Raw genomic sequence first — 26,746 nt, 5'->3', positions numbered from 1 at the left:
TGTGCCGCCACTCAACACTATTGTTGAATACCGCACATAATTAGGCCGCGGATTCTACCAGACCTTTGCAATCACGCAAGCTGTCCCTTACACCGACCGTCTGCTAGGCTCCCGGCCCAAAGCGCCGTCCCTGTGGGAGCGAGCCTGCTCGCGAAAGCGGTGTGTCAGACGACATGAATGCTGACTGACACTCCCTCTTCGCGAGCAGGCTCGCTCCCACAGGTCTTGGCCCTGCTGTTTATTTTCCGTTTATCGAGATCCCCCCGCGTGCCCGACGCCATTTTGCGCCTCGCCCTGCCTTCGCCCCTGCGCCGTCTATTCGATTACCGTGCCCCGGCCGGGGTCCTGCGTGCCCAGTTGCAGCCGGGTATGCGCCTGCGGGTGCCGTTCGGCCGACGGGAGATGATCGGGATTCTGGTGGAGGTGACCGATCACAGCGAAGTGCCGGTAGAAAAGCTCAAGCCGGCGCTGGCCCTGCTCGATGCCACACCGCCGCTGCCGCCAGCGCTGTTCAAACTGTGCCTGTGGACCTCCCAGTATTACCAGCACAGCCTCGGCGACACCTTGAGTTGGGCGCTGCCGGTATTGCTGCGCCAGGGTGAACTGGCCGAAGCACGGCAGGAACGCTTCTGGTCCGCCGCGCCCGGCGCCAGCCTTGATGACCCGCGCATCGCTCGCGCCCCGCGTCAACGGGAGGCCCTGGCGACCCTGGCCCAGCATCCCCACGGCGTCGCCCATCAGTTGTTGAGCAAACTGATGCTGAGCAAGGACAGCCTGGATTTGCTGCTGGCCAAGGATCTGGTGCAAGTCGAAATCCGCAAGCACGCCCCCGACGCCCGCCACGAACACTGGCTGGCGCAGCCGGAACTGCCGCTCAACCCGGAGCAACGCGCCGCTTATGAAGCGATTCGCGCCGGATTCGACAGTTATCACGCGTTTCTGCTGGCCGGCGTCACCGGCAGCGGCAAGACCGAAGTCTATTTGCAGCTGATCCGCGAAACCCTTCAGGCCGGCAAGCAGGCACTGGTGCTGATCCCGGAGATCAACCTCGGCCCGCAGACCCTGGCGCGTTTCGAGCAGCGCTTCAATGCACGCATCGCGCTGATCCACTCGGCGGTCAACGACCGCGAACGCCTCGAAGCCTGGCTCGCCGCCCGCGACGGTGACGCCGACATTATTATCGGCACCCGTTCGGCGCTGTTCACGCCGATGAAGAATCCCGGCCTGATCATCATCGATGAAGAACACGACGGTTCCTATAAACAGCAGGAAGGCCTGCGCTACCACGCCCGCGACCTGGCATTGGTGCGCGCACGCCAGGAAAACATCCCGATTGTCCTCGGCTCCGCCACGCCTTCGCTGGAAAGCCTGCACAACGCCTACACCGGTCGTTATGGCCTCCTGCGATTAAACGAGCGCGCCGGCGGCGCCAAGCAACCACGCTTCCTGCGTCTGGACGTGAAAAGCCGTCCACTGGACAGCGGCATTTCCGGGCCGATGCAGCAGGCTATCGGTCAGACGCTGGCCGCCGGCCAACAAGTGTTGGTGTTCCTCAACCGTCGCGGCTTTGCCCCGACTTTGTTGTGCCACGACTGCGGCTGGATGTCCGAGTGCCAGCGCTGCGATGCGCGCATGACCGTACACCAGCGCTCCGGCGAACTGCGCTGCCACCATTGCGGCTACGTCGAACGCGTCCCTCGGCATTGCCCGAAATGCGGCAAAGTCGACTTGCGGCCGGTGGGAGCCGGCACCGAGCGCGCCGAAGAACGGTTGGGGATTCTATTCCCGGACGTCCCGGTACTGCGGGTCGACCGCGACAGCACTTCGCGAAAAGACGCGATGAATCAGCTGTTCGCGACCATCCAGAAGGGCCAACCGTGCATTCTGGTGGGCACGCAAATGCTTGCCAAAGGGCACCACTTCCCACGGGTGACCCTGGTGTCGATTCTGGATGCCGACGGCGGCCTGTTTTCCGGCGACTTCCGCGCCAGCGAGCGCATGGCGCAGCTGATCGTTCAGGTTGCCGGGCGCGCGGGCCGGGCTGAAGAGCCGGGCAAAGTGATCATCCAGACGCATTTGGCCGACCATCCGCTGCTGGTGCAATTGACTGAACAGGGCTATTTCGCCTTTGCCGAACAGGCGTTGAGCGAACGTCGCTCGGCGGGGTTACCACCGTTTGCGCACCTGGCGCTGCTGCGGGCCGAAGCGCACAAACCGGGACAAGCTGAAGGTTTTCTTGATGAGGCGTGCAGCGAGGCCGAGCGTTTGCTGGCCGAACAGAACCTGACCGGGATTGAACTGCTCGGGCCGGTGCCGGCACCGATGGAGCGCCGGGCCGGGCGTTATCGTGCGCAGTTGTTGCTGCAAGCGACGGCTCGGGCGCCGTTGCATCGACTATTAAGCAGCTGGCTGTTGGTGTTGGAGCAGATGCCGAGCGGGCGGGCGGTGCGTTGGTCTTTGGATGTCGACCCCGTGGATTTGTATTGATTTCGAGATCGTCTTCGCGAGCAGGCTCGCTCCCACAGGGGTATGCATTCCAATGTGGGAGCGAGCCGGCTCCGGGCGGCGCTCCGACGAAGGCTGACTATTTGTCACCACATATCCATAACCTGCCCGCTATAGTTGGCAAGCCCGTCTTCGCAACGGATAATGCCCAGTTTTTCCACTAGCGCATCCAGGCGCCGCCGCGCTTGCGGTCGAAAGAGAACACCATGAAAGACACCATTCGCCAGCTGATCCAACAAGCCATCACCCAACTCGTCAACGAAGGTGTGTTGCCTGAAGGCCTGTCGCCGGCGATCCAGGTGGAAAACTCCCGTGACAAGACTCACGGCGATTTCGCCAGCAACATCGCCATGATGCTGGCCAAACCGGCCGGCATGAAGCCGCGTGACCTGGCCGAGAAAATCATCGCCGCGCTGCCGGCTGACGAAAACGTCACCAAGACCGAAATCGCCGGCCCTGGCTTCCTGAACTTCTTCCAGAACACCCAGGCCCTGGCCTCTCGTCTGGACGCCGCCCTGGCCGACGCCCACATCGGCGTGCGCAAGGCCGGCCCGGTGCAGCGCACTGTCGTCGACCTGTCGGCACCGAACCTGGCCAAGGAGATGCACGTCGGCCACTTGCGCTCGACCATCATCGGCGACGGCGTGGCGCGGGTGCTGGAATTCCTCGGCGACGAAGTGATCCGTCAGAACCACGTCGGCGACTGGGGCACCCAGTTCGGCATGCTGATGGCGTATTTGCAGGAAAACCCGATCACCAGCGATGAGCTGTCGGACCTGGAAAACTTCTACCGCGCCGCCAAGCAACGCTTCGACGAATCCGAAGAGTTCGCAGATCGCGCCCGCGGTCTGGTGGTCAAGCTGCAAGCCGGCGACCCGGACTGCCTGGCGCTGTGGACCAAGTTCAAAGACATCTCGCTGTCGCACTGCCAGAAAATCTACGAACTGCTGAACGTCAAACTGACCATGGCCGACGTGATGGGCGAAAGCGCCTACAACGACGACCTGATCAACGTAGTCAACGACCTCAAGGCTGCTGGCCTGCTGGTCGAGAGCAACGGCGCCCAGTGCGTGTTCCTCGACGAATTCAAAAACGCCGACGGCGACCCGCTGCCAGTGATCATCGTCAAGGCTGACGGCGGTTACCTCTACGCCACCACCGACCTGGCGGCCGTGCGTTACCGCAGCGGCAAGCTGAAGGCTGATCGCGCGCTGTACTTCGTCGACCAGCGTCAGGCCCTGCACTTCCAGCAAGTATTCCAGGTCGCGCGCCTGGCCGGCTTCGTGACGCACCCGATGGACATGGAACACATGGGCTTCGGCACCATGAACGGCGCCGACGGCCGTCCGTTCAAGACCCGTGACGGCGGCACCGTGAAGTTGATCGACCTGCTGACCGAAGCCCAGGAACGTGCCTACAACCTGGTGAAGGAAAAGAACCCTACACTTGCCGAAGACGAACTGCGCAACATCGCCAAGGTCGTGGGCATTGGCGCGGTGAAATACGCCGACCTGTCCAAGCATCGCACCAGCGACTACAGCTTCAACTTCGACCTGATGCTGAACTTCGAAGGCAACACTGCGCCGTACCTGCTGTACGCCTACACCCGCGTGGCCGGCGTGTTCCGCAAACTCGGCAAGGACTTCAGCGAAGTCGAAGGCCAGATCGTCCTCGAAGCGGCGCACGAACACGAATTGGCGGCGAAGCTCGCGCAGTTCGGCGAAGTGCTGAACAACGTTTCCGACAAAGGCACGCCGCACATCCTGTGCACCTACCTGTACGATGTCGCCGGCCTGTTCTCCAGCTTCTACGAGAACTGCCCGATCCTCAGCGCCGACACCCCAGCGCAAATGCAGAGCCGTCTGCGCCTCGCTGCGCTGACCGGCCGCACTCTCAAGCAAGGCCTGGAACTGTTGGGTCTGGAAACTCTGGAGCGTATGTAAGTTGGCTGCCAAGAAAAAACCTGCACCCAAGCGTGGCGCCAGCCGTTACCAAGCTCCTGCAAAGCAACCGATCCCGGGCTGGCTGTGGATGGCCATCGGCCTGACGGTCGGCGCGTTTGTTGTGTTCCTGATGAAACTGGAACCGGGCAAGGGCAGCGAGAGCGTCAAGCGCGAGAAGATCGAGCAGCAGAAAGCCAAGATCGTCGAGGCCAACAAGACCCCGCCGAGCCCGACGCAACCGGTGAAGCCGAAGTACGACTTCTACACGTTACTGCCGGAATCGGAAGTCATCGTGCCGCCGGATGCCGTGCCGGAGAAAACCTTGCCGACGCCACAAGTGCCGGCCATTCCGACGACGCCGGTAACACCAGAGCAAGCGGCGAAGATCGATACCGCGCGGGCTCAGGCCGCACTGGCCGGGATTACTCCGCCGCCTGCGCCACCAGTGTCCAAAGCGGCGCCAGTGACCAAGTTCTTCCTGCAGGCCGGTTCGTTCCGCAAGGAGGCTGATGCGGACAAGGTTCGGGCGCAGATCATTTTGCTCGGTCAGGCTGTGGCGGTTGAATCCGGCACCGTGAAGGATGAAACCTGGTATCGGGTATTGGTCGGACCGTTCAGCAACCGCGAACAACTGACTACCGCCCAGAAACAACTGGCCGGCAGCGGGTTCAGCAACCTGTTGTTACAACAACGCCAAAGCCGCTGATCCCGTCAGTATCACCGCGTCATCGTTCATCGCGAGCAGGCTCGCTCCCACAGGATATGCACTAACCCTGTGGGAGCGGGCCTGCTCGCGATGGCGTCCTTAACAGCACCACACATCTCATTCGCCTCGCACCGCTCGTCCCCTCTCCCTCTCCGCAGTTGAAATATGCTCCACCACCCCCATATGAGTTTGCATAAGGCATTTTCGCCCCGCTGCGTGGAGACTCTCCCTTGACCACCATCGTTTCAGTTCGCCGCCACGGCAAAGTCGTCATGGGCGGCGACGGCCAGGTTTCTCTCGGCAATACCGTGATGAAAGGCAACGCGAAGAAAGTTCGCCGCCTGTACCACGGCCAGGTGATCGCCGGTTTTGCCGGGGCCACCGCTGACGCCTTCACCCTCTTCGAGCGCTTTGAAGGCCAGCTTGAGAAACATCAGGGCCACCTGGTTCGCGCCGCTGTCGAACTCGCCAAAGAATGGCGCACTGACCGCTCCCTCAGCCGCCTCGAGGCCATGCTCGCGGTCGCGAACAAAGACGCCTCTCTGATCATCACCGGCAACGGCGACGTGGTCGAACCTGAAGAAGGTCTGATCGCCATGGGTTCCGGCGGCGGTTACGCCCAGGCCGCCGCCAGCGCGCTGCTGAAGAAAACCGATCTGTCGGCCCGGGAAATCGTCGAAACCGCCCTCGGCATCGCCGGCGACATCTGTGTATTCACCAACCACACCTTCACCATTGAGGAGCAGGACCTCGCTGAGTAAGCCTGTTTTGGCCACCACGCCACGGCTCACTTTTACCTGAGGACCGCCAATTACTATGTCCATGACTCCCCGTGAAATCGTCCACGAACTCAATCGCCATATCATCGGCCAGGACGATGCCAAGCGCGCCGTCGCCATCGCGCTGCGTAACCGCTGGCGCCGGATGCAGCTGCCTGAAGAGCTGCGCGTTGAAGTCACGCCAAAAAACATCCTGATGATCGGCCCGACCGGTGTCGGTAAAACCGAGATTGCTCGTCGCCTGGCGAAACTGGCCAACGCACCGTTCATCAAGGTCGAAGCGACCAAGTTCACCGAAGTCGGCTATGTCGGCCGCGACGTTGAATCGATCATTCGTGACCTGGCCGACGCGGCGATCAAGCTGCTGCGCGAACAGGAAATGACCAAGGTTCGCCACCGCGCCGAAGACGCCGCCGAAGAGCGCATCCTCGACGCCCTGCTGCCACCGGCACGCATGGGCTTCAGCAACGACGACGCCGCACCGTCGGCCGATTCCAACACCCGTCAGCTGTTCCGCAAGCGCCTGCGCGAAGGTCAGCTGGATGACAAAGAGATCGAAATCGAAGTCGCCGAAATGGCCGGTGTCGATATCTCCGCGCCGCCGGGCATGGAAGAGATGACCAACCAGTTGCAGAGCCTGTTCGCCAACATGGGCAAGGGCAAACGCAAGAGCCGCAAGATCAAGGTCAAGGAAGCGCTGAAACTGGTGCGTGACGAAGAAGCGGGTCGCCTGGTCAACGAAGAAGAGTTGAAGGCCAAGGCGCTGGAAGCCGTTGAGCAGCACGGCATCGTGTTCATCGACGAAATCGACAAGGTCGCCAAGCGCGGCAACACCGGTGGCGTCGACGTCTCCCGTGAAGGCGTACAGCGTGACCTGCTGCCGCTGATCGAAGGCTGCACCGTCAACACCAAACTGGGCATGGTCAAGACCGACCACATCCTGTTCATCGCGTCCGGTGCGTTCCACCTGAGCAAGCCGAGCGATCTGGTGCCCGAGCTGCAAGGTCGCCTGCCGATTCGTGTCGAACTGAAGGCGCTGACGCCTGAAGATTTCGAACGCATTCTCAGCGAGCCGCACGCGTCGCTCACCGAGCAGTATTGTGCCCTGCTGAAAACCGAAGGCCTGGTGATCGAGTTCCAGCCGGACGGTATCAAGCGCATTGCCGAGATCGCCTGGCAGGTCAACGAGAAGACCGAGAACATCGGTGCCCGTCGCCTGCACACGCTGCTTGAGCGCCTGCTTGAAGAGGTGTCGTTCAGCGCCGGTGATCTGGCCAGCGCCCACGACGACAAGGCGATCCTGATCGACGCCGATTACGTCAACAGCCACTTGGGCGAATTGGCGCAGAACGAAGACCTGTCCCGTTATATCCTGTAGGTCACCTGTTCCCCTGTAGGAGCTGCCGCAGGCTGCGATCTTTTGATTTTGACCCTTATAAAATCAAGATCAAAAGATCGCAGCCTTCGGCAGCTCCTACAGGGTACGTCACCAGACGGACGACCTTTCATGACCCAACTCCCCACCGACATCAAACTGCACAAAGCCTCGAAAACCCTGTCGCTGAAATACGCGTCCGGCGAGGAGCATCACCTGCCCGCCGAGTTCCTGCGCGTGCACTCTCCTTCCGCCGAGGTCCAGGGCCACGGCAAACCTATCCTGCAATTTGGCAAGATCGGCGTAGGCCTGACCAAGGTCGAACCGGCCGGTCAGTACGCACTGAAATTGACCTTCGACGACGGCCACGACAGCGGCCTGTTCACCTGGGAATATCTGTACCAGTTGGGCGTGCGCCAAGAGGATCTCTGGAACGATTATCTTGCCGAGCTTAAAGCCGCCGGAAAGACCCGCGATCCGAACGAATCCATCGTCAAGCTGATGCTCTAAATCAGGCCTTTCGCTCATTAGAAGGCATTTTCTAATTCCATCTGTTTGAATGCTCCGCTTCCTGGCCGACGATTGGCCTGCTTGCGAAAAAAATTAAACTCGGGTAACCAATGGAGCTGGCAAGGTACCTGCAGTGCTCTCTGAACTAAAAAGCAGCGATGCAGAATTAACGGTCACCCGAGCAGTAGTACCTGGCATTGGCTGTGGACTGCACAGCTGGACCCAGGTACTCGTCTCAGGACAATGGAGCGTCGTAGATGAGTAACAAGAATAACGATGACCTGAAAGTACAGGCCTCGGAAAATACCTTGGGGCTGAATCCGGTCGTTGGACTGCGTAGAAAAGATCTGTTGGGCTCTGCCCGTATGGTGCTGACCCAGGCCATCAAACAACCGATTCACAGTGCAAAGCATGTCGCTCATTTCGGTATCGAACTGAAGAACGTGCTGTTCGGCAAATCCGCGCTGCAACCGACAAGCGATGACCGTCGCTTCCACGACCCGGCCTGGAGTCAGAACCCGCTCTACAAACGTTATTTGCAAACTTACCTGGCGTGGCGCAAGGAGCTCCACGACTGGATCGGCGAAAGCAACCTCTCGCCCAAGGACGTCGCGCGCGGGCATTTCGTGATCAACCTCATGACCGAAGCCATGGCCCCGACCAACAGTGCGGCCAACCCGGCGGCGGTCAAACGCTTCTTCGAAACCGGTGGCAAAAGCCTGCTCGACGGCCTTTCCCATCTGGCCAAGGATCTGGTGCACAACGGCGGCATGCCGAGCCAGGTCAACATGGGCGCGTTCGAGGTCGGCAAGAGCCTGGGCGTCACCGAAGGCGCGGTGGTGTTTCGCAATGATGTGCTGGAGCTGATCCAGTATCGGCCAACCACCGAACAGGTGCACGAGCGCCCACTGTTGGTGGTGCCACCGCAGATCAACAAGTTCTATGTTTTCGACCTGAGCCCGGACAAGAGCCTGGCGCGCTTCTGCCTGCGCAACAACATGCAGACGTTCATCGTCAGCTGGCGCAACCCGACCAAGGAGCAGCGCGAGTGGGGTCTGTCGACCTACATCGAAGCGCTCAAGGAAGCGGTCGACGTGGTCACCGCGATCACCGGCAGCAAAGACATCAACATGCTCGGCGCCTGCTCCGGCGGCATCACCTGCACCGCCCTGCTGGGCCACTACGCCGCGATCGGCGAGAACAAGGTCAACGCCCTGACGCTGCTGGTCAGCGTGCTGGACACCACCCTGGACAGCGACGTGGCACTGTTCGTCGACGAGCAGACCCTCGAATCCGCCAAGCGCCACTCCTATCAGGCCGGCGTACTGGAAGGCCGCGACATGGCGAAAGTTTTCGCCTGGATGCGCCCCAACGACCTGATCTGGAACTACTGGGTCAACAACTACCTGCTGGGCAACGAGCCGCCGGTGTTCGACATCCTGTTCTGGAACAACGACACCACACGGTTGCCCGCAGCGTTCCACGGCGACCTGATCGAGATGTTCAAAACCAACCCACTGATCCGTCCTGACGCACTGGAAGTGTGCGGCACACCGATCAATCTGAAGCAGGTCACTGCCGACATCTTCTCCCTGGCCGGCACCAACGACCACATCACCCCGTGGAAGTCCTGCTACAAGTCGGCGCAACTGTTCGGTGGCAAGGTTGAATTCGTGCTGTCCAGCAGCGGGCATATCCAGAGCATTCTGAACCCGCCGGGCAATCCGAAATCGCGCTACATGACCAGTAGCGAGATGCCGGTCAAGGCTGAGGAGTGGCAGGAGAACTCCACCAAGCACACCGATTCCTGGTGGCTGCACTGGCAGGCATGGCAAGCCGAGCGTTCGGGCAAGCTGAAGAAGTCTCCGGGCAGTTTGGGCAACAAGGCTTATCCAGCAGGTGAAGCTGCGCCGGGCACCTATGTGCATGAGCGGTAATTGACCCTGTGGGAGCGAGCTTGCTCGCGATAGCGGTCTAACAATCAACATCAATGTTGAATGTGATGGCCTCATCGCGAGCAAGCTCGCTCCCACAGTAAAGAAGAGATAGCGACCCAACCCCACAGGGCTTGAAGCATGCCGCAACCGTTCATATTTCGTACCGTCGACCTGGATGGCCAGACCCTCCGCACGGCGGTACGCCCCGGCAAGCCTCACTTGACGCCCTTGCTGATTTTCAACGGCATCGGCGCCAACCTGGAGCTGGTGTTTCCGTTCGTCGCGGCGCTGGACCCGGACCTGGAAGTCATCGCCTTCGACGTCCCTGGTGTCGGTGGTTCGTCGACGCCAAGGCGACCGTATCGCTTTCCGGGCCTGGCGAAACTCACGGCGCGGATGCTCGACTATCTCGACTATGGGCAAGTCAACGTAATCGGCGTTTCCTGGGGTGGCGCCCTCGCCCAGCAGTTCGCTTACGACTATCCCGAGCGCTGCAAGAAACTCGTTCTGGCGGCCACGGCGGCTGGCACGGTGATGGTGCCGGGCAAGCCGAAAGTCCTGTGGATGATGGCCAGCCCACGACGGTACATCCAGCCGTCTCACGTGATTCGCATTGCGCCGATGATCTATGGCGGTGCGTTCCGTCGCGATCCAACCCTCGCCGCCAGCCATGCCGCCAAGGTCCGCTCGGCAGGCAAACTCGGTTACTACTGGCAGCTGTTCGCCGGCCTCGGCTGGACCAGCATTCACTGGTTGCACAAGATCCACCAGCCAACCCTGGTGCTGGCCGGTGACGACGACCCACTGATTCCGTTGGTCAACATGCGGTTACTGGCCTGGCGGATTCCCAACGCCCAGTTGCACATCATCGATGACGGGCATCTATTTTTGATTACCCGGGCCGAAGCAGTGGCACCGATCATCATGAAGTTTCTCGAGGAAGAACGTCAGCGTGCCGTGATGCATCCGCATCCGGCGCCATTGGGTGGCTAATCGGCCCTGGCTTTTGTTACAAAAAGGGGTCGGGTAGACGCAGCGCCGCGCAACATTCCGCAACAGCGTCTATGGTGTTCTGGTTCGGTGTATCTGTATTTGGCCTGAAGACGAAGGAGTGTTTATTCATGCGCGAAAAACCAGCGAGGGAATTTTTGCCCACTCCCGCCGCGTTCATCAACGCACAGAGTGCGATTACCGGCCTGCGTGGCCGGGATCTGTTTTCCACCCTGCGCAGCGTTGCCGCCCATGGTTTGCGCAACCCGGTGCACACCGCCCGACACGCCTTGAAGCTGGGCGGTCAACTGGGCCGCGTACTGCTGGGTGAAACCCTGCACCCGACCAATCCGCAGGACAATCGCTTTGCCGATCCGGCGTGGAGCCTCAACCCTTTTTATCGCCGCAGTTTGCAGGCCTACCTGAGCTGGCAGAAGCAGGTCAAACACTGGATCGACGACAGCAACATGACCCCGGACGATCGCGCCCGCGCGCACTTTGCGTTCGCCCTGCTCAACGACGCCATGGCTCCATCCAACAGCCTGCTTAATCCGCTGGCGATCAAAGAGATCTTCAACTCTGGCGGCAACAGCCTGGTGCGAGGTATCGGCCACCTGGTCGACGACTTCCTGCACAACGACGGCCTGCCCAGACAAGTCACCAAGCAAGCTTTCGAGGTCGGCAAAACGGTCGCCACCACCACGGGCTCCGTGGTGTTTCGCAATGAGCTGCTGGAGTTGATCCAGTACAAGCCCATGAGCGAAAAGCAGTATTCCAAACCGCTGCTGGTGGTGCCGCCACAGATCAACAAGTACTACATTTTCGACCTGAGCCCGCACAACAGTTTCGTCCAGTTCGCCCTGAAGAACGGCCTGCAAACCTTCATGATCAGTTGGCGTAATCCGGATGTACGTCATCGCGAATGGGGGCTGTCGACGTACGTCGAAGCCGTGGAAGAAGCGATGAATGTGTGCCGGGCGATCACCGGCGCTCGAGAGGTCAACCTGATGGGCGCCTGCGCTGGCGGGCTGACCATTGCCGCGCTGCAAGGCCATTTGCAGGCCAAGCGACAACTTCGGCGGGTGTCCAGCGCGACCTATCTCGTGAGCCTGCTCGACAGTCAGATGGACTCGCCTGCGACCCTCTTCGCCGACGAACAGACGCTTGAGGCGGCCAAGCGTCGCTCCTATCAGAAAGGCGTGCTGGACGGTCGCGACATGGCCAAGATCTTCGCCTGGATGCGCCCCAACGATTTGATCTGGAGCTATTTCGTTAACAACTACCTGTTGGGCAAGGAGCCGCCGGCGTTCGACATCCTTTACTGGAACAACGACAACACACGTTTGCCGGCAGCCCTCCATGGCGACTTGCTGGACTTCTTCAAACACAACCCGCTGAGTCATCCGGGTGGTCTGGAAGTGTGTGGCACGCCAATCGACTTGCAGAAAGTCAACGTCGACAGCTTCAGCGTCGCGGGCATCAATGACCACATCACCCCGTGGGATGCGGTGTATCGCTCGACCCTGCTGCTGGGTGGCGAGCGACGCTTCGTGTTGTCCAACAGCGGTCATATACAGAGCATTCTCAACCCACCCTCAAACCCGAAAGCCAACTTCGTCGAGAGCACGAAGCTGAGCACTGACCCACGGGCCTGGTACTACGACGCCAAGCAAGTCAGCGGCAGTTGGTGGACTCAGTGGCTGGGCTGGATTCAAGAACGTTCAGGCGCGCTAAAAGAAACCCACATGGCGCTTGGCAACCAGAACTATCCACCGATGGAGGCAGCACCCGGTACTTACGTGCGTGTGCGCTGACGTTCAACGAACCATTAAGAAGACTGGATGAAAACCCGCGACCGGATTCTCGAATGTGCTTTGCAGTTGTTCAATCAGAAGGGCGAGCCGAACGTCTCCACCATGGAAGTTGCCAACGAAATGGGCATCAGCCCGGGCAACCTCTACTACCACTTCCACGGCAAGGAACCGTTGATTCTCGGACTGTTCGAGCGCTTCCAGGCCGAACTGGCGCCCCTGCTCGATCCACCGGCCGATGTGGAACTGGCACCGGAAGATTACTGGCTGTTCCTGCACCTGATCGTCGAGCGCCTGGCTCACTACCGGTTTCTGTTCCAGGACCTGTCGAACCTCGCCGGGCGCTTGCCGAAACTGGCCAAGGGCATACGCAACCTGCTCAATGCGTTGAAGCGCACGCTGGCTTCGTTGCTCGCACGATTGAAGGCTCAAGGGCAATTGGTCAGCGATACCCAAGCGTTGGGGCAACTGGTGGAGCAGATCACCATGACGCTGCTGTTCTCGCTGGACTATCAGCGGATTCTTGATCGGGAGGGCGAGGTGAGATTGGTGGTTTACCAGATCATGATGCTGGTGGCGCCGCATCTGCTTCCGCCGATCAAGGTCGCGACCGAGCAGTTGGCGCTTCAATATCTGGAAGAACACGAGTGAATCAGTTGGAACCACCCCTCACTGTAGAGACCGGTACATCCTTTACACATTTGACCGGGTACATCGTTTACACATTTAACAGGCTTGATACGCGTTTGGCACCGCGTTCAAGCCTGCCTAAAGGGAAAGAGCAAAGGTACAACTCCCACACGCCATCAGCCACCTCCTTCAGCGCGACGTGCTCGTCGATCAGCGCCTCGCCCAGAAAGATCAGGCCCCCTTGCCACTTGATCTCACCATTCTTGCGCACCCGCCGTACTTCGACGTCGGCCCCGTATTCGATCGCCGGCAAATAGCCTAGATAAGGTCTGAGTGACGGGCGATAGATATCCGCTGGCGTCTTCATCTCCAGCGCCGTATGAGGCCGTGCGTGATTGAAATCCTGTACGAAGTCCTCAAAGGCAAGCTGCTGACGCAGCAGGTTTTCCGCCGGCGGCCTGAGAACGGCAGCCTTTAGCGTGCGGTGCATGCGTTCATGCCGACCGTTCTGATCCGGGCGTCCCGGCTTGATTGTTTCGGGGTGGACACCATGCCTGATGAACCAGACGGACAGCTTGGAGAGGCGGGCCAAGCCTGTCGATGCAAACGGAGCGCCGTTATCGGTGCGGATCACATCAGGCATGCCGAACTCCCGGAACGCCCACTCGAAGCCCTGACGCGTAGGTTCACCGTGGGTGCTGGGAAGCGCCCGGCACGCCAGAAGATAGCGACTGGCATGGTCGGTGATGGTCAGCGGATAGCACCAGCGGCCGTCCTGGGTTTTGAATTGTCCTTTGTAATCGGCGCACCAGGTTTGATTGGGCTCGTCGGCCTGACGCAGATGCACCGGCCCATGCGGACGGGGTGGGTGCAGCCGTCGAGGAATCACCAGACCGGCCTTTTTCAGCCACTCTCCAGCGGTGCTGGCGGCCGGCCAAGCGATCTGCGGCTGCGCATTGCGCAGACGCTGGATCAGTTGCTTCGGCCCGCGATCCGGGTGCTCGCTTTTCTTCGCAAGCAACGTGGCAATGATTTCATCGGGGGTTTGGTGCGGACAGCTCAGCGGTTTTCGCGAGCGCTCTTTCAAGCCATCTACGCCGCAGCTTGCATACCGATCAAGCCACTTATCGACCGTCGGACGGCTAATGCCATATCGCCGACTCAGTTGGCTCTTGCTGTAACTGCCGCTAAGCCAGTCATGGATTAATTTCACTCGCTGATCCATCGGGGACTCTCGATTCCAGGGCATGGTCAGTACCTCCTGACCATGATTGATACCTGTAAACCATGTCCCCGGTCTCAAACGTAAAGGATGTCCCCGGTTTTTACCCACCCTAACCCTCTCCCCAGGGGGTAGAGGGGACTGATCGAGTAGTTCATCCGAACTCCATCGACCTGAATTACCGAGTCGAACCCAGTCTGGAATTATCCCCAATTGGCTCCCTTTCCCCCTCTCCCCATTGGGGAGAGGGCTGGGGTGAGGGGTGGTTCTTGAAGCACAAACAAAAACGCCCGACCTTTGCAGGCCGGGCGTTTTCTTGAGCCCTGAAAATCAGGACTGACTGGTTGGCGTCGAAGGAGCTGGCGCAACAGTCGGGGTTACAGCAGGGGTCGGTGCAGTAGCGGAGTTCGACGTGCTGACCGGCGCCGGGGTTGCCGGTTTGGCGGCAGCCACTGCTGGTTTTGGTGCAGCCGCTTTCGGAGCTGCCGGCTTTTTCACCGCTGGCTTCTTCGCTGCGGCAGGTTTGGCCGCTGGCTTGGTAGCGGGTTTGGCCGCTGCAGTTTTGGCAGCCGGTTTAGCGGCTGGTTTGGCTGCTGCTTTGGCGGCGACCGGTTTGGCCGCTGGCTTGGCTGCTGCAGGTTTCGCTGCGGCAGTTTTGGCAGCCGGTTTAGCGGCAGCTTTAGCCAGTGGTTTGGCAGCGGACTTCACTGCAGGTTTGGCCGCCGCGGTTTTCGCCGCAACAGGCGCGACCTTGGCACCGGTGAGTTTTTCGATTTGCTTGGTCAGGGTATCGACCTTGCTGTGCAGTGCTTTGACTTCATTGCGGCTCGGTACACCCAGGCGCGAAATGGCGCTGTTCAGACGCTTGTCGAAAGCCCCTTCCAGCTCATCCCACTTGCCCAGTGCGCGATCTTTCACGCCGCTGATGCGCGACTTGGCCGACGAAGCAGAGTCCTTGGCAGCATCGACTTTTTTGCCGACAGCGCTCTTGGTGAGCTTCTCGGCTTTCTCGCCGTCTTTAACCAATGTATCGAAGAGTTTGCTGCCGTCAGTGTCGATCTTCGAGTACACGCCTAAACCAGCCAGCCAGATTTTGCGGGAGTAGTCTTCGACTTTCCCGATCCACGAGCTGCCTTCTTTTTCGGTGTTCTTTTTACCAGCCATCCCGTTCTCCTTAAGATTTACGCGCGACGCGTTCGAGCAATGCCGTCAGCTCATCGAGCTTGGCAGAGAGTGTCTCAACGTCATGTTTAGACGGAATGCCGATACGATTCAAGGTACTTGCGACACGCGAGTCAAAAGCCTTCTCGACCTTGTCGAGTTGAAGTTCGACCTTACCTTTGAAAGTACTCACTTCACTCTTGGCTTCATCGATCTCGGCATTGGCCGCTTCAAGCTTCTCGGCAACTACTTTTTTGCCTTTCTTTTCAACAGTTTGACCAGCCTTGATCAGCTCTTGAAAGTACTCGCTGCCCTCTTGGCCGACCTTGGCGTAGGCACCCAGGCCTGCCAGCCAGATCTTGCGGGCATAAGATTTAACGTCGCTCAGAGCAGTTGTCGAAGCGTCGATTTTTTTCTTCAAAATAACTTTGGCCATGGTGCACCTCACGCGCAGAAGGTTTGAGGAACTGCCCGCGAAAGAGTCGGGCTCAGGCACAAAGTAGGGAGAAAAATTAGAAACGGCACCCTAACAACTGACATAAAACCTTGGGCACACCACAAAACAAATGTAGGAGTGAGCCTGCTCGCGATGACGGAGTGTCAGCCAACATCGATGTTGTCTGTTTAACCGCTATCGCGAGCAGGCTCACTCCTACAAGGGATGTGATTTCAATCGGGAATCAGACCAAGGCCTTGTCCAACGCCTTTTCGATTTCCGATTTGATCGTGCCGCTCATGGCCGACATCAACAGGCCAAGTTCGACATCGACCTTGATCGAATCCTCGCCCACATACACCGCGCCTTTCACACCGGAACGCTTGAGGTTCAGGGTGTCGCCGGACCATTGCGGCTCCAGGCCATATTGATCGGACAGTTTCTGCGCCAACTGGTCGGCCTTCTCGCGGGCCGCTTCCTTACCCAGGCCGTGGGAACGCTCAACACTAATACGGGCCATCAAATGACTCCTGCTTTATGAATACTTTCCTGAAGCATCTTGACCGCTACTGCGGCAAAACGTCCCGGTGGTTCCCTATCTTACCTGCAGCCTTGCCAAGACAAAGCAGGCCACCGGGATTAGAATGTCCCGCATTCTCTTTTGGTGACAGCGATATGACTGATCAGCGCAAAGGCAGCGATGCCGAACCCACCACTCACTTCGGCTTCAAAAACGTTCCGGAAAGCCAGAAAGCGGAAAAAGTCGCTGAAGTTTTCCACTCGGTAGCCGCCAAGTACGACTTGATGAACGACCTCCTGTCGGGCGGCATGCACCGTCTGTGGAAGCGTTTCGCGATCGAACTGTCGGGCGTTCGCACCGGTAACCGCGTGCTGGACATCGCCGGCGGCACGGGCGATCTGACCAAGAAGTTCTCGCACCTCGTTGGTCCGACCGGCCAGGTCGTGTTGGCCGACATCAACGAATCCATGCTCAAGGTCGGTCGTGACCGCCTGTTGGATCTGGGTGTGGCCGGCAACGTCGAATTCGTCCAGGCCGACGCTGAAAAGCTGCCGTTCCCGGACAACCATTTCGACTGCGTGACCATCGCATTCGGCCTGCGCAACGTTACGCATAAAGAAGACGCCCTGCGCTCGATGCTGCGCGTGCTGAAACCGGGCGGCCGTTTGCTGGTGCTGGAGTTCTCCAAGCCAACCAACGCGCTGATGTCCAAAGCCTACGACGCCTACTCGTTCGCCTTCATGCCGCTGATGGGCAAGCTGATCACCAACGACTCGGAAAGCTATCGCTACCTGGCCGAATCGATCCGCATGCACCCGAATCAGGAAACCCTGAAGTCGATGATGGTCGAGGCCGGCTTCGACCGCGTGACCTACCACAACATGACCGCAGGCATCGTCGCCCTGCACCGTGGCATCAAACCCTGATGTTGCTGGCCGGCCTGCTCGCCAGCGTTGAGCTCGGTCTGAACCGGGTGCTGCGTCTCGACAGCACGGCGTTGCCGCGGCTGGCGCATTTGAGCGGTCGGGTGATTGCCGTCGACTGCCGCAGCCCGGCGCTGCAAGTGTTCATCCTGCCCAGCGACGAAGGCCTGATGCTGGCTTCCCACTGGGAAACCGGCGCCGACTGTACCTTGCGCGCACCGGCCTCCAGTCTGCTGAAACTGGCCATGAGCAAGGACAAGACTTCGGTCCTGCATGCTCCTGAAGTCGAACTCGACGGCGACAGCGGCGTGCTGCTGGAACTGGCGGCGATCCTTCAGGACCTTGAGCTGGACTGGGAGTACGAACTCTCGCGCTGGCTGGGACCGGTCGCCACGCAACTGCTTGGCGGTCACCTGCGCAGTCGCGCACGCTGGTATCAGCAAGGGTTCGCCAGCCTCAATCAGAACCTTGGCGAGTACCTGGCCGAAGAATCGCGCACCCTCGTCGGTCAGCGCGAAGCCGAAGCCCGTTTCAGTGAACTGGACCAGATCAAACTCGATCTGGAACGTCTCGAGGCGCGATTCGAGCGCCTTTCCCGATCCCTCGACCCAAGCGATAACGCATGAAGCTGCTTGCCGTCCGCCGTTTGTTGCGCATCCAGCGCGTTGTGATTCGCTACCGCCTCGATGACCTGTTGTTCGCCCTGCCACTGCCATGGTTTCTGCTGGCGCTGCGCTACGCGTTGCCGTGGCGCTGGTTCCCGCGCAAGACGCTGGACCTGAGCCGTGGCGCGCGATTGCGTCTGGCATTGCAGGACCTGGGACCGATTTTCATCAAGTTCGGGCAAATCCTGTCCACCCGCCGCGACTTGCTGCCGGAAGACATCGCCGATGAGCTGATGAAGCTGCAGGACCGCGTGCCGCCGTTCGACTCACAAGTGTCGGTCAATCTGATCGAAGAACAGCTCGGCAAAAAGATCAGCGAAGTCTTCAGCCGCTTCGACGTCGAACCGCTGGCCTCGGCCTCGGTGGCGCAGGTGCATGCCGCGCAGCTGAAAACCGGTGAAGAAGTGGTGGTCAAGGTCATCCGCCCGGGGCTCAAGCCGATCATCGCGCAGGATCTGGCGTGGCTGTTCATCCTCGCCCGCGCCGCCGAAAAACTCTCGGCCGACGCGCGCCTGCTGCACCCGGTGGACGTGGTCCAGGACTACGAAAAAACCATCTACGACGAACTCGACCTGCTGCGCGAAGCGGCCAACGCCAGCCAGTTGCGGCGTAACTTCGACGGCTCGGAGCTGCTCTACGTGCCGCAAGTCTATTGGGACTGGTGCCGGCCGAAAGTGCTGGTGATGGAGCGCATCTACGGCATTCAGGTGACCGACCTGGCGACCCTGGCCGACCAGCGCACCGACATGAAAATGCTCGCCGAACGTGGCGTCGAGATCTTCTTCACCCAAGTTTTCCGCGACAGCTTCTTCCATGCCGACATGCACCCCGGCAACATTTTCGTCAGCACCGTTAACCCATGGAGCCCGCAGTACATTGCGATCGACTGCGGCATCGTCGGCAGCCTGACCCCGGAAGACCAGGACTACCTGGCGCGCAACCTGTTCGCGTTCTTCAAGCGTGATTACCGTCGCGTCGCGCAGTTGCACATCGATTCGGGCTGGGTACCGGCGGAAACCAAACTCAACGAATTCGAGGCGGCGATCCGCACCGTGTGCGAGCCGATCTTCGAAAAACCGTTAAAAGATATTTCCTTCGGTCAGGTGCTGATGCGCCTGTTCCAGACCGCCCGACGCTTCAACATGGAAGTGCAGCCGCAGCTCGTTTTGCTGCAAAAAACCCTGCTGAACATCGAAGGCCTGGGCCGTCAGTTGTACCCGGACCTCGATTTGTGGAACACCGCCCAGCCGTTCCTCGAACGCTGGATGCGTGAGCGCGTCAGCCCCAAAGCCTTGATCGGCAACGTGCAGAGCCAGTTCGAACAGCTGCCGCACCTGGCCAACATGGCCCGCGACCTGCTCGAGCGCATGTCCCAGCCCCACGCCTACGACCCGCCGCCACCGTGGCACCGCCGCAAGGACGATTGGCTGCTGCGACTGCTCGGCTGTGCGCACCTGGCCGGCGGCACCATACTCGCTGCCGGTGGGCCGCTGAACGAACTGGGTCATTGGCCGGCCGGGATCATGGTGGCCGTCGGCTTGTATCTGGTCGTTCGCCGATAGCCAGAGCTCCCGCGCGCTGGCACACTGTTTCAACGCCTGCCCGACTAATGAAGTGTCGGGCCCGCTGTCGGAGTCGAAGATGAAAAACTGGCTGGACGAGATCAAGTGGGACGCTGATGGCCTGGTGCCGGCGATTGCCCAGGATCACAAGACCGGGCGCGTCCTGATGATGGCCTGGATGAACCGTGAAGCGCTGGAACTGACCGCTGCCGAGAACCGCGCCGTTTACTGGTCACGTTCCCGTGGCAAGCTGTGGCGCAAGGGCGAAGAGTCCGGCCACGTGCAAACCCTGCATGAGATGCGCCTGGACTGTGACGCCGACGTGATCATCCTGATGGTCGAGCAGATCGGCGACATCGCTTGCCATACCGGCCGTCAGAGCTGCTTCTACCGCGTCTTCGAGAACGGCGACTGGAAAACCGTCGACCCGGTTCTGAAAGACCCGCACGCTATCTATTCCGCAGGACACAGCCATGAGTGACACTCTGACCCGTCTGGCCGAAGTGCTGGAAGAGCGCAAAGGCGCCGCCGCCGACAGCTCGTATGTCGCCAGCCTGTACCACAAGGGCTTGAACAAGATTCTGGAAAAAGTCGGCGAAGAGTCGGTCGAAACCATCATTGCCGCCAAGGATGCCGCCATCAGCGGTGACTGCAGCGATGTGATCTACGAAACCGCCGATTTGTGGTTCCACAGCATGGTCATGCTCGCCCAACTGGGGCAGCATCCACAGGCTGTACTCGATGAACTGGACCGTCGTTTCGGTCTGTCCGGACACGCCGAGAAAGCCTCGCGTCCGTCCGCCTGAACAACTATTAGAGAGGAGCAGCGACATGGGCATTTTTGACTGGAAACACTGGATCGTCATCCTGGTTGTTGTCGTGCTGGTGTTCGGCACCAAGAAACTGAAAAACCTCGGCACTGACGTCGGTGAATCGATCAAGGGCTTCAAGAAAGCCATGAACGACGACGAAAAGCCGGCCGACCCGGCAGCGACCCCGGTTCCGCCTGTTCAGCCACAGACCACGCAGTCCGTGAACCAGCCGCACACTATCGACGTGCAGGCGCAAAAAGTCGAAGAGCCGATCCGCAAAGACGTGTGAGCACTGACTAATGTTTGGTATCAGCTTCTCTGAACTGCTGCTCGTCGGCCTCGTGGCCCTGCTGGTGCTGGGTCCCGAGCGTTTGCCGGGTGCTGCGCGCACCGCCGGCCTGTGGGTCGGCCGTCTGAAGCGCAGCTTCAACGCGATCAAACAGGAAGTTGAACGTGAAATCGGTGCCGACGAGATTCGTCGGCAACTGCACAACGAGCACATTTTGTCGCTGGAGCAGGAGGCGCGGAAGATTTTCACGCCGACTCAGCAGGAGGCCACGCCGGTTCAGCCGGTTGAGCCTCTGGCAGAGCAAACGATTCATGCTCCAGTCGCCGAGCCAACACCTGTGGTTGCGGCTGTCGAATCCGCGCCCGTTGTTGCAGCGCCCCCGGTTGAACCCGTTACGCCTGCGGCTGCGCCTGTTGCGCCGGCCCCTCATGACCCAACATTGCCGCCGCGAGCCCCATGAGCGATCTTCCCGAAAATGACCAGCACATGCCGCTGGTTTCGCACCTCACCGAGTTGCGTACCCGTCTGCTGCGTTGCGTAGCGGCGATCTTCATCATCTTCGCCGGGTTGTTTGCCTTCACCCAGCAGATCTACACCTTCGTCTCCACGCCGCTGCGCGCGTACCTGCCGGCCGGCGCGACGATGATCGCCACCGACGTGTCGTCGCCGTTCCTGACGCCACTGAAGTTGACCATGATGGTCTCGCTGTTCCTGGCGATCCCGGTGATCCTGCATCAGATCTGGGGCTTCATCGCACCGGGCCTGTACAAGCATGAGAAACGCATTGCGGTGCCGCTGCTGGTGTCCAGCATCCTCCTGTTCTATACCGGCATGGCGTTCGCCTATTACCTGGTGTTCCCATTGATCTTCAAATTCTTCGCCGCCGCCACCCCGGCCGGCGTGGAAATGATGACCGACATCACCAGCTACCTCGATTTCGTCATGACGCTGTTCTTCGCCTTTGGCGTGGCGTTCGAGATCCCGGTGGCCGTGGTGCTGCTGGTGTGGATCGGCGTGGTCGACGTCAAATACCTGAAGAAGATCCGCCCGTACGTGGTCATCGGTTGCTTCGTGGTCGGCATGATTCTGACGCCACCGGACATCTTCTCGCAGACACTGTTGGCCGTACCGATGTGGCTGCTGTTTGAAATTGGCATCCTGTTCGGCAGCCTGGTCAGCAAGCGTGGCGAGCACCCTGACGACCAACCGGCCGACGATCACAACGACCAGCCGCCAGCGACTCAACCGTGAACCTGCTGCTGCTCGAAGAGGCCGATTTCATTGCGGCCGACCGGGCGATCCTGCGCGATCGCCGGTTGACGCACATGCAGGAAGTCCACCGCTCCGTTGTCGGCGACAGCCTGCGGGTCGGGCGCATCGGCGGACTGATGGGCTCGGCCGAACTGCTGCGCCTGGACGCCGATGAAGCCGAACTGCGCGTCACGCTCGACCAGCCACCTCCGGCCAAGCTGCCGCTGACCCTGGTGCTGGCCCTGCCGCGGCCGAAAATGCTCCGTAGGGTGTTTCAGACCGTGGCGGCCATGGGTGTGCCACGAATCATTCTGGTGAACAGCTATCGCGTCGAGAAGAGCTTCTGGCAAACGCCGTTCCTGGAGCCCGAGGCGATTCGCGAGCAACTGATCCTCGGCCTCGAACAGGCCCGAGACAGCGTGCTGCCGGAAATCGTCATCGAGAAACGCTTCAAGCCATTCGTCGAGGACCGTCTGCCGGCGATTACCGACGGCACCCTCGGCCTCGTTGGCCACCCTGGCCATTACCCGCCCTGCCCTCGCGGCCTGGACGAACCGGTGACCCTGGCCATCGGCCCCGAAGGCGGCTGGATCCCCTACGAAATCGACCTGCTGGGCAAGGCCGGCCTGCAACCGGTGCAGCTCGGCGACCGCATCCTGCGGGTCGAAACCGCCGTCACTGCGCTGCTCGCCCGCCTCTTCTAAACACCGCACACCTGTAGCAGCTGGCGAAGCCTGCGTTCGGCTGCGAAGCAGTCGCAAATCGGGCACCGCGGTCGTTCAGGTTAATCGCGTACACCGGATTGACGACTGCTTCGCAGCCGAACGCAGGCTTCGCCAGCTGCTACATGGAATGCGCTCGCCGTCAGGTCTTCCAGCTCCTACAGATTCCGACCGTCCAGCCGATACAGTCCCCATAAAACCAACGAATGGTTCGAGGGAGTTGCAGCATGTACCGATGGCTAGCCGAGAAACTGGGGAACGTCAGCGTCAATCGCAAACTGGGTGTCGGCTTCGGTCTGGTGCTGCTGCTTACCTTGTTGATCACTTTCACCGGCTGGACCGGCCTGAGTGGTGTGATGAGTCGCGGCGATAAGCTGGGGTTTATTGCCAGCCTCAATGACCTGACCAAAGACCTGCGCCTGGCCCGTCTGGATTACGAAATGCGTCGTGGCGAACAAGGCCCCGGTGCGGTCAACGACCTGCTCGGCCAACTCGATACCGGCCTGAAAACCGCGCGTACGTTGATCGAACAACCGGCCGACGTGGCCATGATCGACCAGCAACTGGCCGCCGTCAGTGAGTACAAACAAGCCTTCACCGCCATGACCCAGGCCGGCGCCACCCGCGAAGACGCCCGCGGCAAACTCGGCGCCACCGCCGACAACGCCGTGGCCCGTGTCGCCGAAGTCGAAAAATCCATGCTGCAAGGTGACAGCGTCACCGATTTCAACGCCGTGATCGACCTGAGCAAACTGATCCAGCAAGCACGCTTCCAGGTTCGCGGTTACACCTACAGCGGTAAAACCGAGGCCGAGCAACCGGCGCTGGCCGCCATCGACAACGCGTTGAAAAACCTCGAAAGCCTGCCCTCCAAACTGCCGGAACAGCACATCGCCAACCTGCAACAGGCCACTGACTCGCTCAAGGCCTATCGCGCCGCCGTCAGCCAGTTCCGCGACTCTCAGGTTGCCAGCGCCGCGGCCCTCCAACGCATGGCCGTACAAGGCGACATCCTGCTCGACGTCAGCAAAAAACTCACCGTGTCGCAAACCATCGTCCGAGACACCGACGCCGCGCATGCCAAAAACCTCCTGCTGCTGGCCACCGTCCTGGCGCTGGCCTTCGGCCTGCTTGCCGCGTGGGCGATCACTCGCCAGATCGTGATCCCCCTGAGCCAGACCCTCAAAGTGGCGGAGCGTGTTGCTGCCGGCGACCTGACCCAAAACCTTATCTCTGAGCGTCAGGACGAACTCGGTCAGCTACAGCGCGCCATGCAGAGCATGACCCTGGGCCTGCGCGAGTTGATCGGCGGCATCAGTGACGGCGTCACGCAAATCGCCAGCGCTGCCGAAGAGCTGTCGGCAGTCACTGAGCAGACCAGCGCCGGGGTCAACAGCCAGAAGGTCGAGACCGACCAGGTGGCCACCGCCATGAACGAAATGACCGCCACCGTGCAGGAAGTCGCGCGTAACGCCGAAGAAGCGTCGGAAGCCGCCGTCGCCGCCGACCAGCAGGCCCGCGAAGGTGACAAAGTGGTCGGCGAAGCCATCGCCCAGATCGAGCGCCTGGCCAAGGAAGTCGGCAGCTCCACCGAAGCCATGGGTCATCTCAAACGTGAAAGCGACAAGATCGGCAGCGTGCTTGACGTGATCAAATCCGTGGCCCAGCAAACCAACCTGTTGGCGCTCAACGCGGCGATTGAGGCCGCACGTGCCGGTGAGGCCGGACGTGGTTTTGCGGTGGTCGCCGACGAAGTCCGCAGCCTGGCCCAGCGCACCCAGAAGTCCACCGAAGAAATCGAAGAGCTGATCGTCGGCCTGCAAACCGGCACCCAGCAAGTGGCGACCATCATGGACAACAGCCGCAGCCTGACCGACAGCAGCGTCGAACTGACCCGCCGCGCCGGTGGCTCGCTGGAAAGCATTACCCGCACCGTCTCGGCGATTCAGTCGATGAACCAGCAGATTGCTGCAGCGGCCGAGCAGCAGAGCGCGGTGGCTGAAGAGATCAACCGTAGCGTGCTGAACGTGCGCGACGTGTCCGAGCAGACCTCGGCAGCCAGTGAAGAGACCGCGGCCTCCAGCGTTGAGCTGGCACGGTTGGGGACGCATCTGCAGATGCTGGTGGGGCGGTTCAAGGTTTAAGGCGATTCAATGACCTCGGTTCGCTTGGGACCGGGGTGATGCAATCGCGAGCAAGCTCGCTCCCACATTGGTTTTGTGATCGACACACATCCCCTGTGGGAGCGAGCTTGCTCGCGATGGCGGCCGGGAGGGCGCTGAGGTTAGAGAACCTGCCGCAAGAAGGCCTGTGCCCGTGGATCCTTCGGCGCATCGAAGAATTCGGCCGGTGAGGCGTCTTCCAGCAATTTGCCGTGATCGAAGAACAGCACCCGATCCGCCACTTCCCGGGCGAAGCCCATTTCGTGGGTGACGCAAACCATGGTCATGCCTTCCACCGCCAGGGTTTTCATCACGTCCAGCACTTCGCCGACCATTTCCGGGTCGAGCGCCGAGGTCGGCTCATCGAACAGCATGACCTTTGGCTCCATGGCCAATGCCCGGGCGATGGCCACGCGCTGTTGCTGACCGCCGGACAGGCGCGACGGAAACTCGTTGGCTTTCTGCGCAATACCAACCTTCTCCAGCAACGCCAAGGCCTTGGCCTCGCGCTCCTTCTTGCCGCGCTTGCGCACGACTTTCTGGGCCAGGCAGAGGTTTTCCAGCACAGTCATGTGCGGGAACAGGTTGAAATGCTGGAACACCATGCCGACTTCACGGCGATAGGCATTCACATCGGTTTTCGGGTCGGCGAGTTGCAAACCGTCGATGCTCACCGATCCCGAATCAAACTCTTCCAGGCCGTTGAGGCAGCGCAGGAAAGTCGATTTGCCGGAACCCGACGGGCCGATCACCACCAGCACTTCGCCCTTGGCCACGTGCGTCGAGACGTTATCCACCGCGCGAACCACGTGGCCGCGGGCGTCGAAAACTTTTACCAGATCGCGGACTTCAATCACTTTGCGCGAGCCTCCGCTCAAGCCGGCTGGCGATTTTCGACAGCGGCAGGTTGATCAACAGGTACAGACCGGCGACGCAGAACAGGATTTCGAACGGCGAGAACGAGGTGGTGATGACTTCGCGACCGCTTTTGAGCAGCTCGGTAATGGCGATCACCGACACCAGTGAGGTGTCCTTGACCAGACTGATGAACTGGCCGGCCAGCGGCGGCAGCACCCGCTTGAAGGCTTGCGGCAGCACCACGTGGCGCATCGACTGACCAGCGCTCAGACCCAGTGAGCGCGCGGCTTCGTTCTGGCCACGGGCGATGGATTGCACGCCGGAGCGGATGATTTCCGCCACGTAAGCACCAGTGAACAGCGACAGCGCGGCGATCCCGGCGAACTCCCGGGAGAGGTTCATCACGGTGCCGATGAAGAAGTAGAAAATGAAGATTTGCACCAGCAGCGGCGTACCGCGGACCAGTTCGACGTAGATCGTCGAGAGATCGCGCAGGGTCGGGTTGCTCGACAGTCGGCACAGGCCCGTGGCGAGGCCGATCAGCAGACCGAGCACACCTGAAACCACGGACAACCACAAGGTGGTCCAGAGTCCCCACATCAGCGGTCCGGCGGCCCAATGGCGGGTCACGCCGATCACGTCGCCTTCGGCCACGTCATCACCTTGGGCGACGTGCAGGCTGTTGTCGTCGACGGTCAGGTGCTGCTCGACGCCGGCATCATTGCGCAGGGTGACTTCAGCCTTGTCGCCCTTGCGCACCAGTTCGCTGACGGTGGAGATATCGGCGGCACGCTGGGATTCTTCGGCGTGGTAGGCGAAGTATTGCGGCACACGGTTCCAGCGCCATTCGTAGGACATCAGCGAGGTGGCGTAATACAACGCGCCGGCCAGGCCGATCAGCAGCAGCACGGTTAACACGTGCCACGGCCATTGGGCTTTTTTCTGTTTCATTACGGGTTCCGGAATTTGTGTTGCCT

At 60.5% G+C, this 26,746-nt stretch carries 26 protein-coding genes and 1 pseudogene; 21 read left to right on the top strand and 6 right to left on the bottom strand.

Translation table 11 applies throughout. The features are described from left to right. Positions 1–267: 267 nt before the first annotated feature. The 10 genes from AC3IUE_RS02035 (at position 268) to AC3IUE_RS01990 (ending at position 13,207) form a co-directional block, all read left to right on the top strand. Positions 268–2,487: a primosomal protein N' gene (locus AC3IUE_RS02035; RefSeq protein ID WP_489265261.1), complete on the top strand. Its 2,220-nt coding sequence runs from the start codon at positions 268–270 to the stop codon at positions 2,485–2,487. 224 nt (positions 2,488–2,711) lie between these two features. Beyond that, on the top strand, positions 2,712–4,448 hold the full coding sequence (gene argS / locus AC3IUE_RS02030; RefSeq protein ID WP_489265259.1) for an arginine--tRNA ligase: 1,737 nt from the start codon (positions 2,712–2,714) through the stop codon (positions 4,446–4,448). A 1-nt stretch (position 4,449) separates the two neighbouring features. Further along, complete coding sequence (locus tag AC3IUE_RS02025) at positions 4,450–5,154, top strand: SPOR domain-containing protein (RefSeq protein ID WP_056741169.1); 705 nt, start codon at positions 4,450–4,452, stop codon at positions 5,152–5,154. A 230-nt stretch (positions 5,155–5,384) separates the two neighbouring features. Next, positions 5,385–5,915 (top strand): ATP-dependent protease subunit HslV, encoded by a 531-nt coding sequence (hslV, locus tag AC3IUE_RS02020; RefSeq protein WP_007899242.1) that lies wholly within the window; start codon positions 5,385–5,387, stop codon positions 5,913–5,915. Between the two features lie 55 nt (positions 5,916–5,970). After that, positions 5,971–7,311 carry an ATP-dependent protease ATPase subunit HslU gene (hslU, locus tag AC3IUE_RS02015; protein ID WP_046045610.1) on the top strand — a complete coding sequence of 447 codons (1,341 nt, stop codon included), beginning with the start codon at positions 5,971–5,973 and terminating at the stop codon, positions 7,309–7,311. 129 nt (positions 7,312–7,440) lie between these two features. Next, entirely contained in the window at positions 7,441–7,818 is a 378-nt protein-coding gene (locus tag AC3IUE_RS02010) for a gamma-butyrobetaine hydroxylase family protein (protein WP_008149540.1), read from the top strand. Positions 7,819–8,075: 257 nt separating this feature from the next. After that, positions 8,076–9,755, top strand: coding sequence for a class II poly(R)-hydroxyalkanoic acid synthase (gene phaC, locus AC3IUE_RS02005; protein ID WP_056741165.1), 1,680 nt, complete (start codon positions 8,076–8,078; stop codon positions 9,753–9,755). 138 nt (positions 9,756–9,893) lie between these two features. After that, positions 9,894–10,748, top strand: coding sequence for a poly(3-hydroxyalkanoate) depolymerase (phaZ, locus tag AC3IUE_RS02000; protein ID WP_046052139.1), 855 nt, complete (start codon positions 9,894–9,896; stop codon positions 10,746–10,748). A 128-nt stretch (positions 10,749–10,876) separates the two neighbouring features. Further along, positions 10,877–12,559 carry a class II poly(R)-hydroxyalkanoic acid synthase gene (gene phaC, locus AC3IUE_RS01995; protein WP_489265255.1) on the top strand — a complete coding sequence of 561 codons (1,683 nt, stop codon included), beginning with the start codon at positions 10,877–10,879 and terminating at the stop codon, positions 12,557–12,559. Between the two features lie 27 nt (positions 12,560–12,586). Then, positions 12,587–13,207, top strand: a complete 621-nt coding sequence (locus AC3IUE_RS01990) for a TetR/AcrR family transcriptional regulator (RefSeq protein ID WP_033055348.1) — start codon at positions 12,587–12,589, stop codon at positions 13,205–13,207. A 67-nt stretch (positions 13,208–13,274) separates the two neighbouring features. Here the strand turns inward: AC3IUE_RS01990 and AC3IUE_RS01985 are convergent, their stop codons facing one another. From AC3IUE_RS01985 to AC3IUE_RS01970, 4 genes are all read right to left on the bottom strand, one after another. Then, on the bottom strand, positions 13,275–14,435 hold the full coding sequence (locus tag AC3IUE_RS01985; protein ID WP_489264019.1) for an integrase core domain-containing protein: 1,161 nt from the start codon (positions 14,433–14,435) through the stop codon (positions 13,275–13,277). A gap of 303 nt (positions 14,436–14,738) precedes the next feature. Next, the gene (locus AC3IUE_RS01980) at positions 14,739–15,572 is read right to left on the bottom strand and encodes a phasin family protein (protein WP_489265252.1); all 834 of its coding nucleotides are present in this window, start codon (positions 15,570–15,572) and stop codon (positions 14,739–14,741) included. 10 nt (positions 15,573–15,582) lie between these two features. Continuing rightward, the gene (locus AC3IUE_RS01975; protein ID WP_056741155.1) at positions 15,583–16,005 is read right to left on the bottom strand and encodes a phasin family protein; all 423 of its coding nucleotides are present in this window, start codon (positions 16,003–16,005) and stop codon (positions 15,583–15,585) included. A 244-nt stretch (positions 16,006–16,249) separates the two neighbouring features. Beyond that, positions 16,250–16,525 carry a polyhydroxyalkanoic acid system family protein gene (locus tag AC3IUE_RS01970; RefSeq protein ID WP_056741153.1) on the bottom strand — a complete coding sequence of 92 codons (276 nt, stop codon included), beginning with the start codon at positions 16,523–16,525 and terminating at the stop codon, positions 16,250–16,252. 155 nt (positions 16,526–16,680) lie between these two features. Here AC3IUE_RS01970 and ubiE point away from each other — a divergent pair, with 155 nt between their 5' ends. The 11 genes and pseudogenes from ubiE to AC3IUE_RS01915 all read left to right on the top strand — a co-directional run bounded on the left by ubiE (position 16,681) and on the right by AC3IUE_RS01915 (position 24,893). Continuing rightward, positions 16,681–17,451 (top strand): bifunctional demethylmenaquinone methyltransferase/2-methoxy-6-polyprenyl-1,4-benzoquinol methylase UbiE, encoded by a 771-nt coding sequence (ubiE, locus tag AC3IUE_RS01965; protein ID WP_007948968.1) that lies wholly within the window; start codon positions 16,681–16,683, stop codon positions 17,449–17,451. Next, positions 17,451–18,074 (top strand): ubiquinone biosynthesis accessory factor UbiJ, encoded by a 624-nt coding sequence (locus AC3IUE_RS01960; protein WP_436274945.1) that lies wholly within the window; start codon positions 17,451–17,453, stop codon positions 18,072–18,074. The genes ubiE and AC3IUE_RS01960 overlap by 1 nt, the downstream gene beginning before the upstream one ends. Then, on the top strand, positions 18,071–19,675 hold the full coding sequence (gene ubiB, locus AC3IUE_RS01955) for a ubiquinone biosynthesis regulatory protein kinase UbiB (RefSeq protein WP_134101070.1): 1,605 nt from the start codon (positions 18,071–18,073) through the stop codon (positions 19,673–19,675). The genes AC3IUE_RS01960 and ubiB overlap by 4 nt, the downstream gene beginning before the upstream one ends. Positions 19,676–19,754: 79 nt before the next feature. After that, positions 19,755–20,156 carry a phosphoribosyl-AMP cyclohydrolase gene (hisI, locus tag AC3IUE_RS01950; RefSeq protein ID WP_056741147.1) on the top strand — a complete coding sequence of 134 codons (402 nt, stop codon included), beginning with the start codon at positions 19,755–19,757 and terminating at the stop codon, positions 20,154–20,156. Further along, positions 20,149–20,481 (top strand): phosphoribosyl-ATP diphosphatase, encoded by a 333-nt coding sequence (locus AC3IUE_RS01945; RefSeq protein ID WP_008047820.1) that lies wholly within the window; start codon positions 20,149–20,151, stop codon positions 20,479–20,481. Before hisI ends, AC3IUE_RS01945 begins: the two co-directional genes overlap by 8 nt. Before the next feature lie 25 nt (positions 20,482–20,506). Beyond that, positions 20,507–20,776: a twin-arginine translocase TatA/TatE family subunit gene (locus AC3IUE_RS01940; RefSeq protein ID WP_046045601.1), complete on the top strand. Its 270-nt coding sequence runs from the start codon at positions 20,507–20,509 to the stop codon at positions 20,774–20,776. A gap of 10 nt (positions 20,777–20,786) precedes the next feature. Then, positions 20,787–21,236 carry a Sec-independent protein translocase protein TatB gene (gene tatB, locus AC3IUE_RS01935; protein ID WP_046045600.1) on the top strand — a complete coding sequence of 150 codons (450 nt, stop codon included), beginning with the start codon at positions 20,787–20,789 and terminating at the stop codon, positions 21,234–21,236. After that, on the top strand, positions 21,233–22,027 hold the full coding sequence (gene tatC / locus AC3IUE_RS01930) for a twin-arginine translocase subunit TatC (RefSeq protein ID WP_462000520.1): 795 nt from the start codon (positions 21,233–21,235) through the stop codon (positions 22,025–22,027). The genes tatB and tatC overlap by 4 nt, the downstream gene beginning before the upstream one ends. Further along, positions 22,024–22,731, top strand: coding sequence for a 16S rRNA (uracil(1498)-N(3))-methyltransferase (locus tag AC3IUE_RS01925; protein ID WP_046045598.1), 708 nt, complete (start codon positions 22,024–22,026; stop codon positions 22,729–22,731). The genes tatC and AC3IUE_RS01925 overlap by 4 nt, the downstream gene beginning before the upstream one ends. A 224-nt stretch (positions 22,732–22,955) precedes the next feature. After that, positions 22,956–24,035: pseudogene (locus AC3IUE_RS01920) on the top strand (methyl-accepting chemotaxis protein); the annotation flags it as partial. Continuing rightward, complete coding sequence (locus tag AC3IUE_RS01915; protein ID WP_489268737.1) at positions 24,021–24,893, top strand: methyl-accepting chemotaxis protein; 873 nt, start codon at positions 24,021–24,023, stop codon at positions 24,891–24,893. The pseudogene AC3IUE_RS01920 and the gene AC3IUE_RS01915, both read left to right, overlap by 15 nt. 140 nt (positions 24,894–25,033) lie before the next feature. On the opposite strand, the gene AC3IUE_RS01910 is transcribed toward AC3IUE_RS01915, so the two are convergent. Further along, positions 25,034–25,768, bottom strand: coding sequence for an amino acid ABC transporter ATP-binding protein (locus tag AC3IUE_RS01910; protein ID WP_150656742.1), 735 nt, complete (start codon positions 25,766–25,768; stop codon positions 25,034–25,036). Continuing rightward, positions 25,761–26,720, bottom strand: a complete 960-nt coding sequence (locus AC3IUE_RS01905) for an amino acid ABC transporter permease (RefSeq protein ID WP_489265246.1) — start codon at positions 26,718–26,720, stop codon at positions 25,761–25,763. Before AC3IUE_RS01905 ends, AC3IUE_RS01910 begins: the two co-directional genes overlap by 8 nt. Positions 26,721–26,746: the final 26 nt, after the last annotated feature.

It is taken from the genome of Pseudomonas sp. GL_093 (genome assembly GCF_057837605.1).
The sequence above is the reverse complement of the archived record's forward strand: the minus strand, read 5'-3'. Positions and strand labels throughout refer to the sequence as shown.

Bases quoted from the DNA above. Each gene is read 5' to 3' on its own strand.
- hslU (WP_046045610.1), top strand. From the start codon at position 5,971: ATGTCCATGACTCCCCGTGAAATCGTCCACGAACTCAATCGCCATATC.
- phaC (WP_056741165.1), top strand. From the start codon at position 8,076: ATGAGTAACAAGAATAACGATGACCTGAAAGTACAGGCCTCGGAAAAT.
- ubiE (WP_007948968.1), top strand. From the start codon at position 16,681: ATGACTGATCAGCGCAAAGGCAGCGATGCCGAACCCACCACTCACTTC.
- AC3IUE_RS01990 (WP_033055348.1), top strand. From the start codon at position 12,587: ATGAAAACCCGCGACCGGATTCTCGAATGTGCTTTGCAGTTGTTCAAT.
- tatC (WP_462000520.1), top strand. From the start codon at position 21,233: ATGAGCGATCTTCCCGAAAATGACCAGCACATGCCGCTGGTTTCGCAC.
- tatB (WP_046045600.1), top strand. From the start codon at position 20,787: ATGTTTGGTATCAGCTTCTCTGAACTGCTGCTCGTCGGCCTCGTGGCC.
- AC3IUE_RS01915 (WP_489268737.1), top strand. From the start codon at position 24,021: ATGCAGAGCATGACCCTGGGCCTGCGCGAGTTGATCGGCGGCATCAGT.
- AC3IUE_RS02010 (WP_008149540.1), top strand. From the start codon at position 7,441: ATGACCCAACTCCCCACCGACATCAAACTGCACAAAGCCTCGAAAACC.
- AC3IUE_RS01970 (WP_056741153.1), bottom strand. From the start codon at position 16,525: ATGGCCCGTATTAGTGTTGAGCGTTCCCACGGCCTGGGTAAGGAAGCG.
- ubiB (WP_134101070.1), top strand. From the start codon at position 18,071: ATGAAGCTGCTTGCCGTCCGCCGTTTGTTGCGCATCCAGCGCGTTGTG.
- AC3IUE_RS01975 (WP_056741155.1), bottom strand. From the start codon at position 16,005: ATGGCCAAAGTTATTTTGAAGAAAAAAATCGACGCTTCGACAACTGCT.
- AC3IUE_RS01985 (WP_489264019.1), bottom strand. From the start codon at position 14,435: ATGCCCTGGAATCGAGAGTCCCCGATGGATCAGCGAGTGAAATTAATC.
- argS (WP_489265259.1), top strand. From the start codon at position 2,712: ATGAAAGACACCATTCGCCAGCTGATCCAACAAGCCATCACCCAACTC.
- AC3IUE_RS01905 (WP_489265246.1), bottom strand. From the start codon at position 26,720: ATGAAACAGAAAAAAGCCCAATGGCCGTGGCACGTGTTAACCGTGCTG.
- AC3IUE_RS01960 (WP_436274945.1), top strand. From the start codon at position 17,451: ATGTTGCTGGCCGGCCTGCTCGCCAGCGTTGAGCTCGGTCTGAACCGG.
- AC3IUE_RS01980 (WP_489265252.1), bottom strand. From the start codon at position 15,572: ATGGCTGGTAAAAAGAACACCGAAAAAGAAGGCAGCTCGTGGATCGGG.
- AC3IUE_RS01940 (WP_046045601.1), top strand. From the start codon at position 20,507: ATGGGCATTTTTGACTGGAAACACTGGATCGTCATCCTGGTTGTTGTC.
- AC3IUE_RS01945 (WP_008047820.1), top strand. From the start codon at position 20,149: ATGAGTGACACTCTGACCCGTCTGGCCGAAGTGCTGGAAGAGCGCAAA.
- phaZ (WP_046052139.1), top strand. From the start codon at position 9,894: ATGCCGCAACCGTTCATATTTCGTACCGTCGACCTGGATGGCCAGACC.
- hisI (WP_056741147.1), top strand. From the start codon at position 19,755: ATGAAAAACTGGCTGGACGAGATCAAGTGGGACGCTGATGGCCTGGTG.
- phaC (WP_489265255.1), top strand. From the start codon at position 10,877: ATGCGCGAAAAACCAGCGAGGGAATTTTTGCCCACTCCCGCCGCGTTC.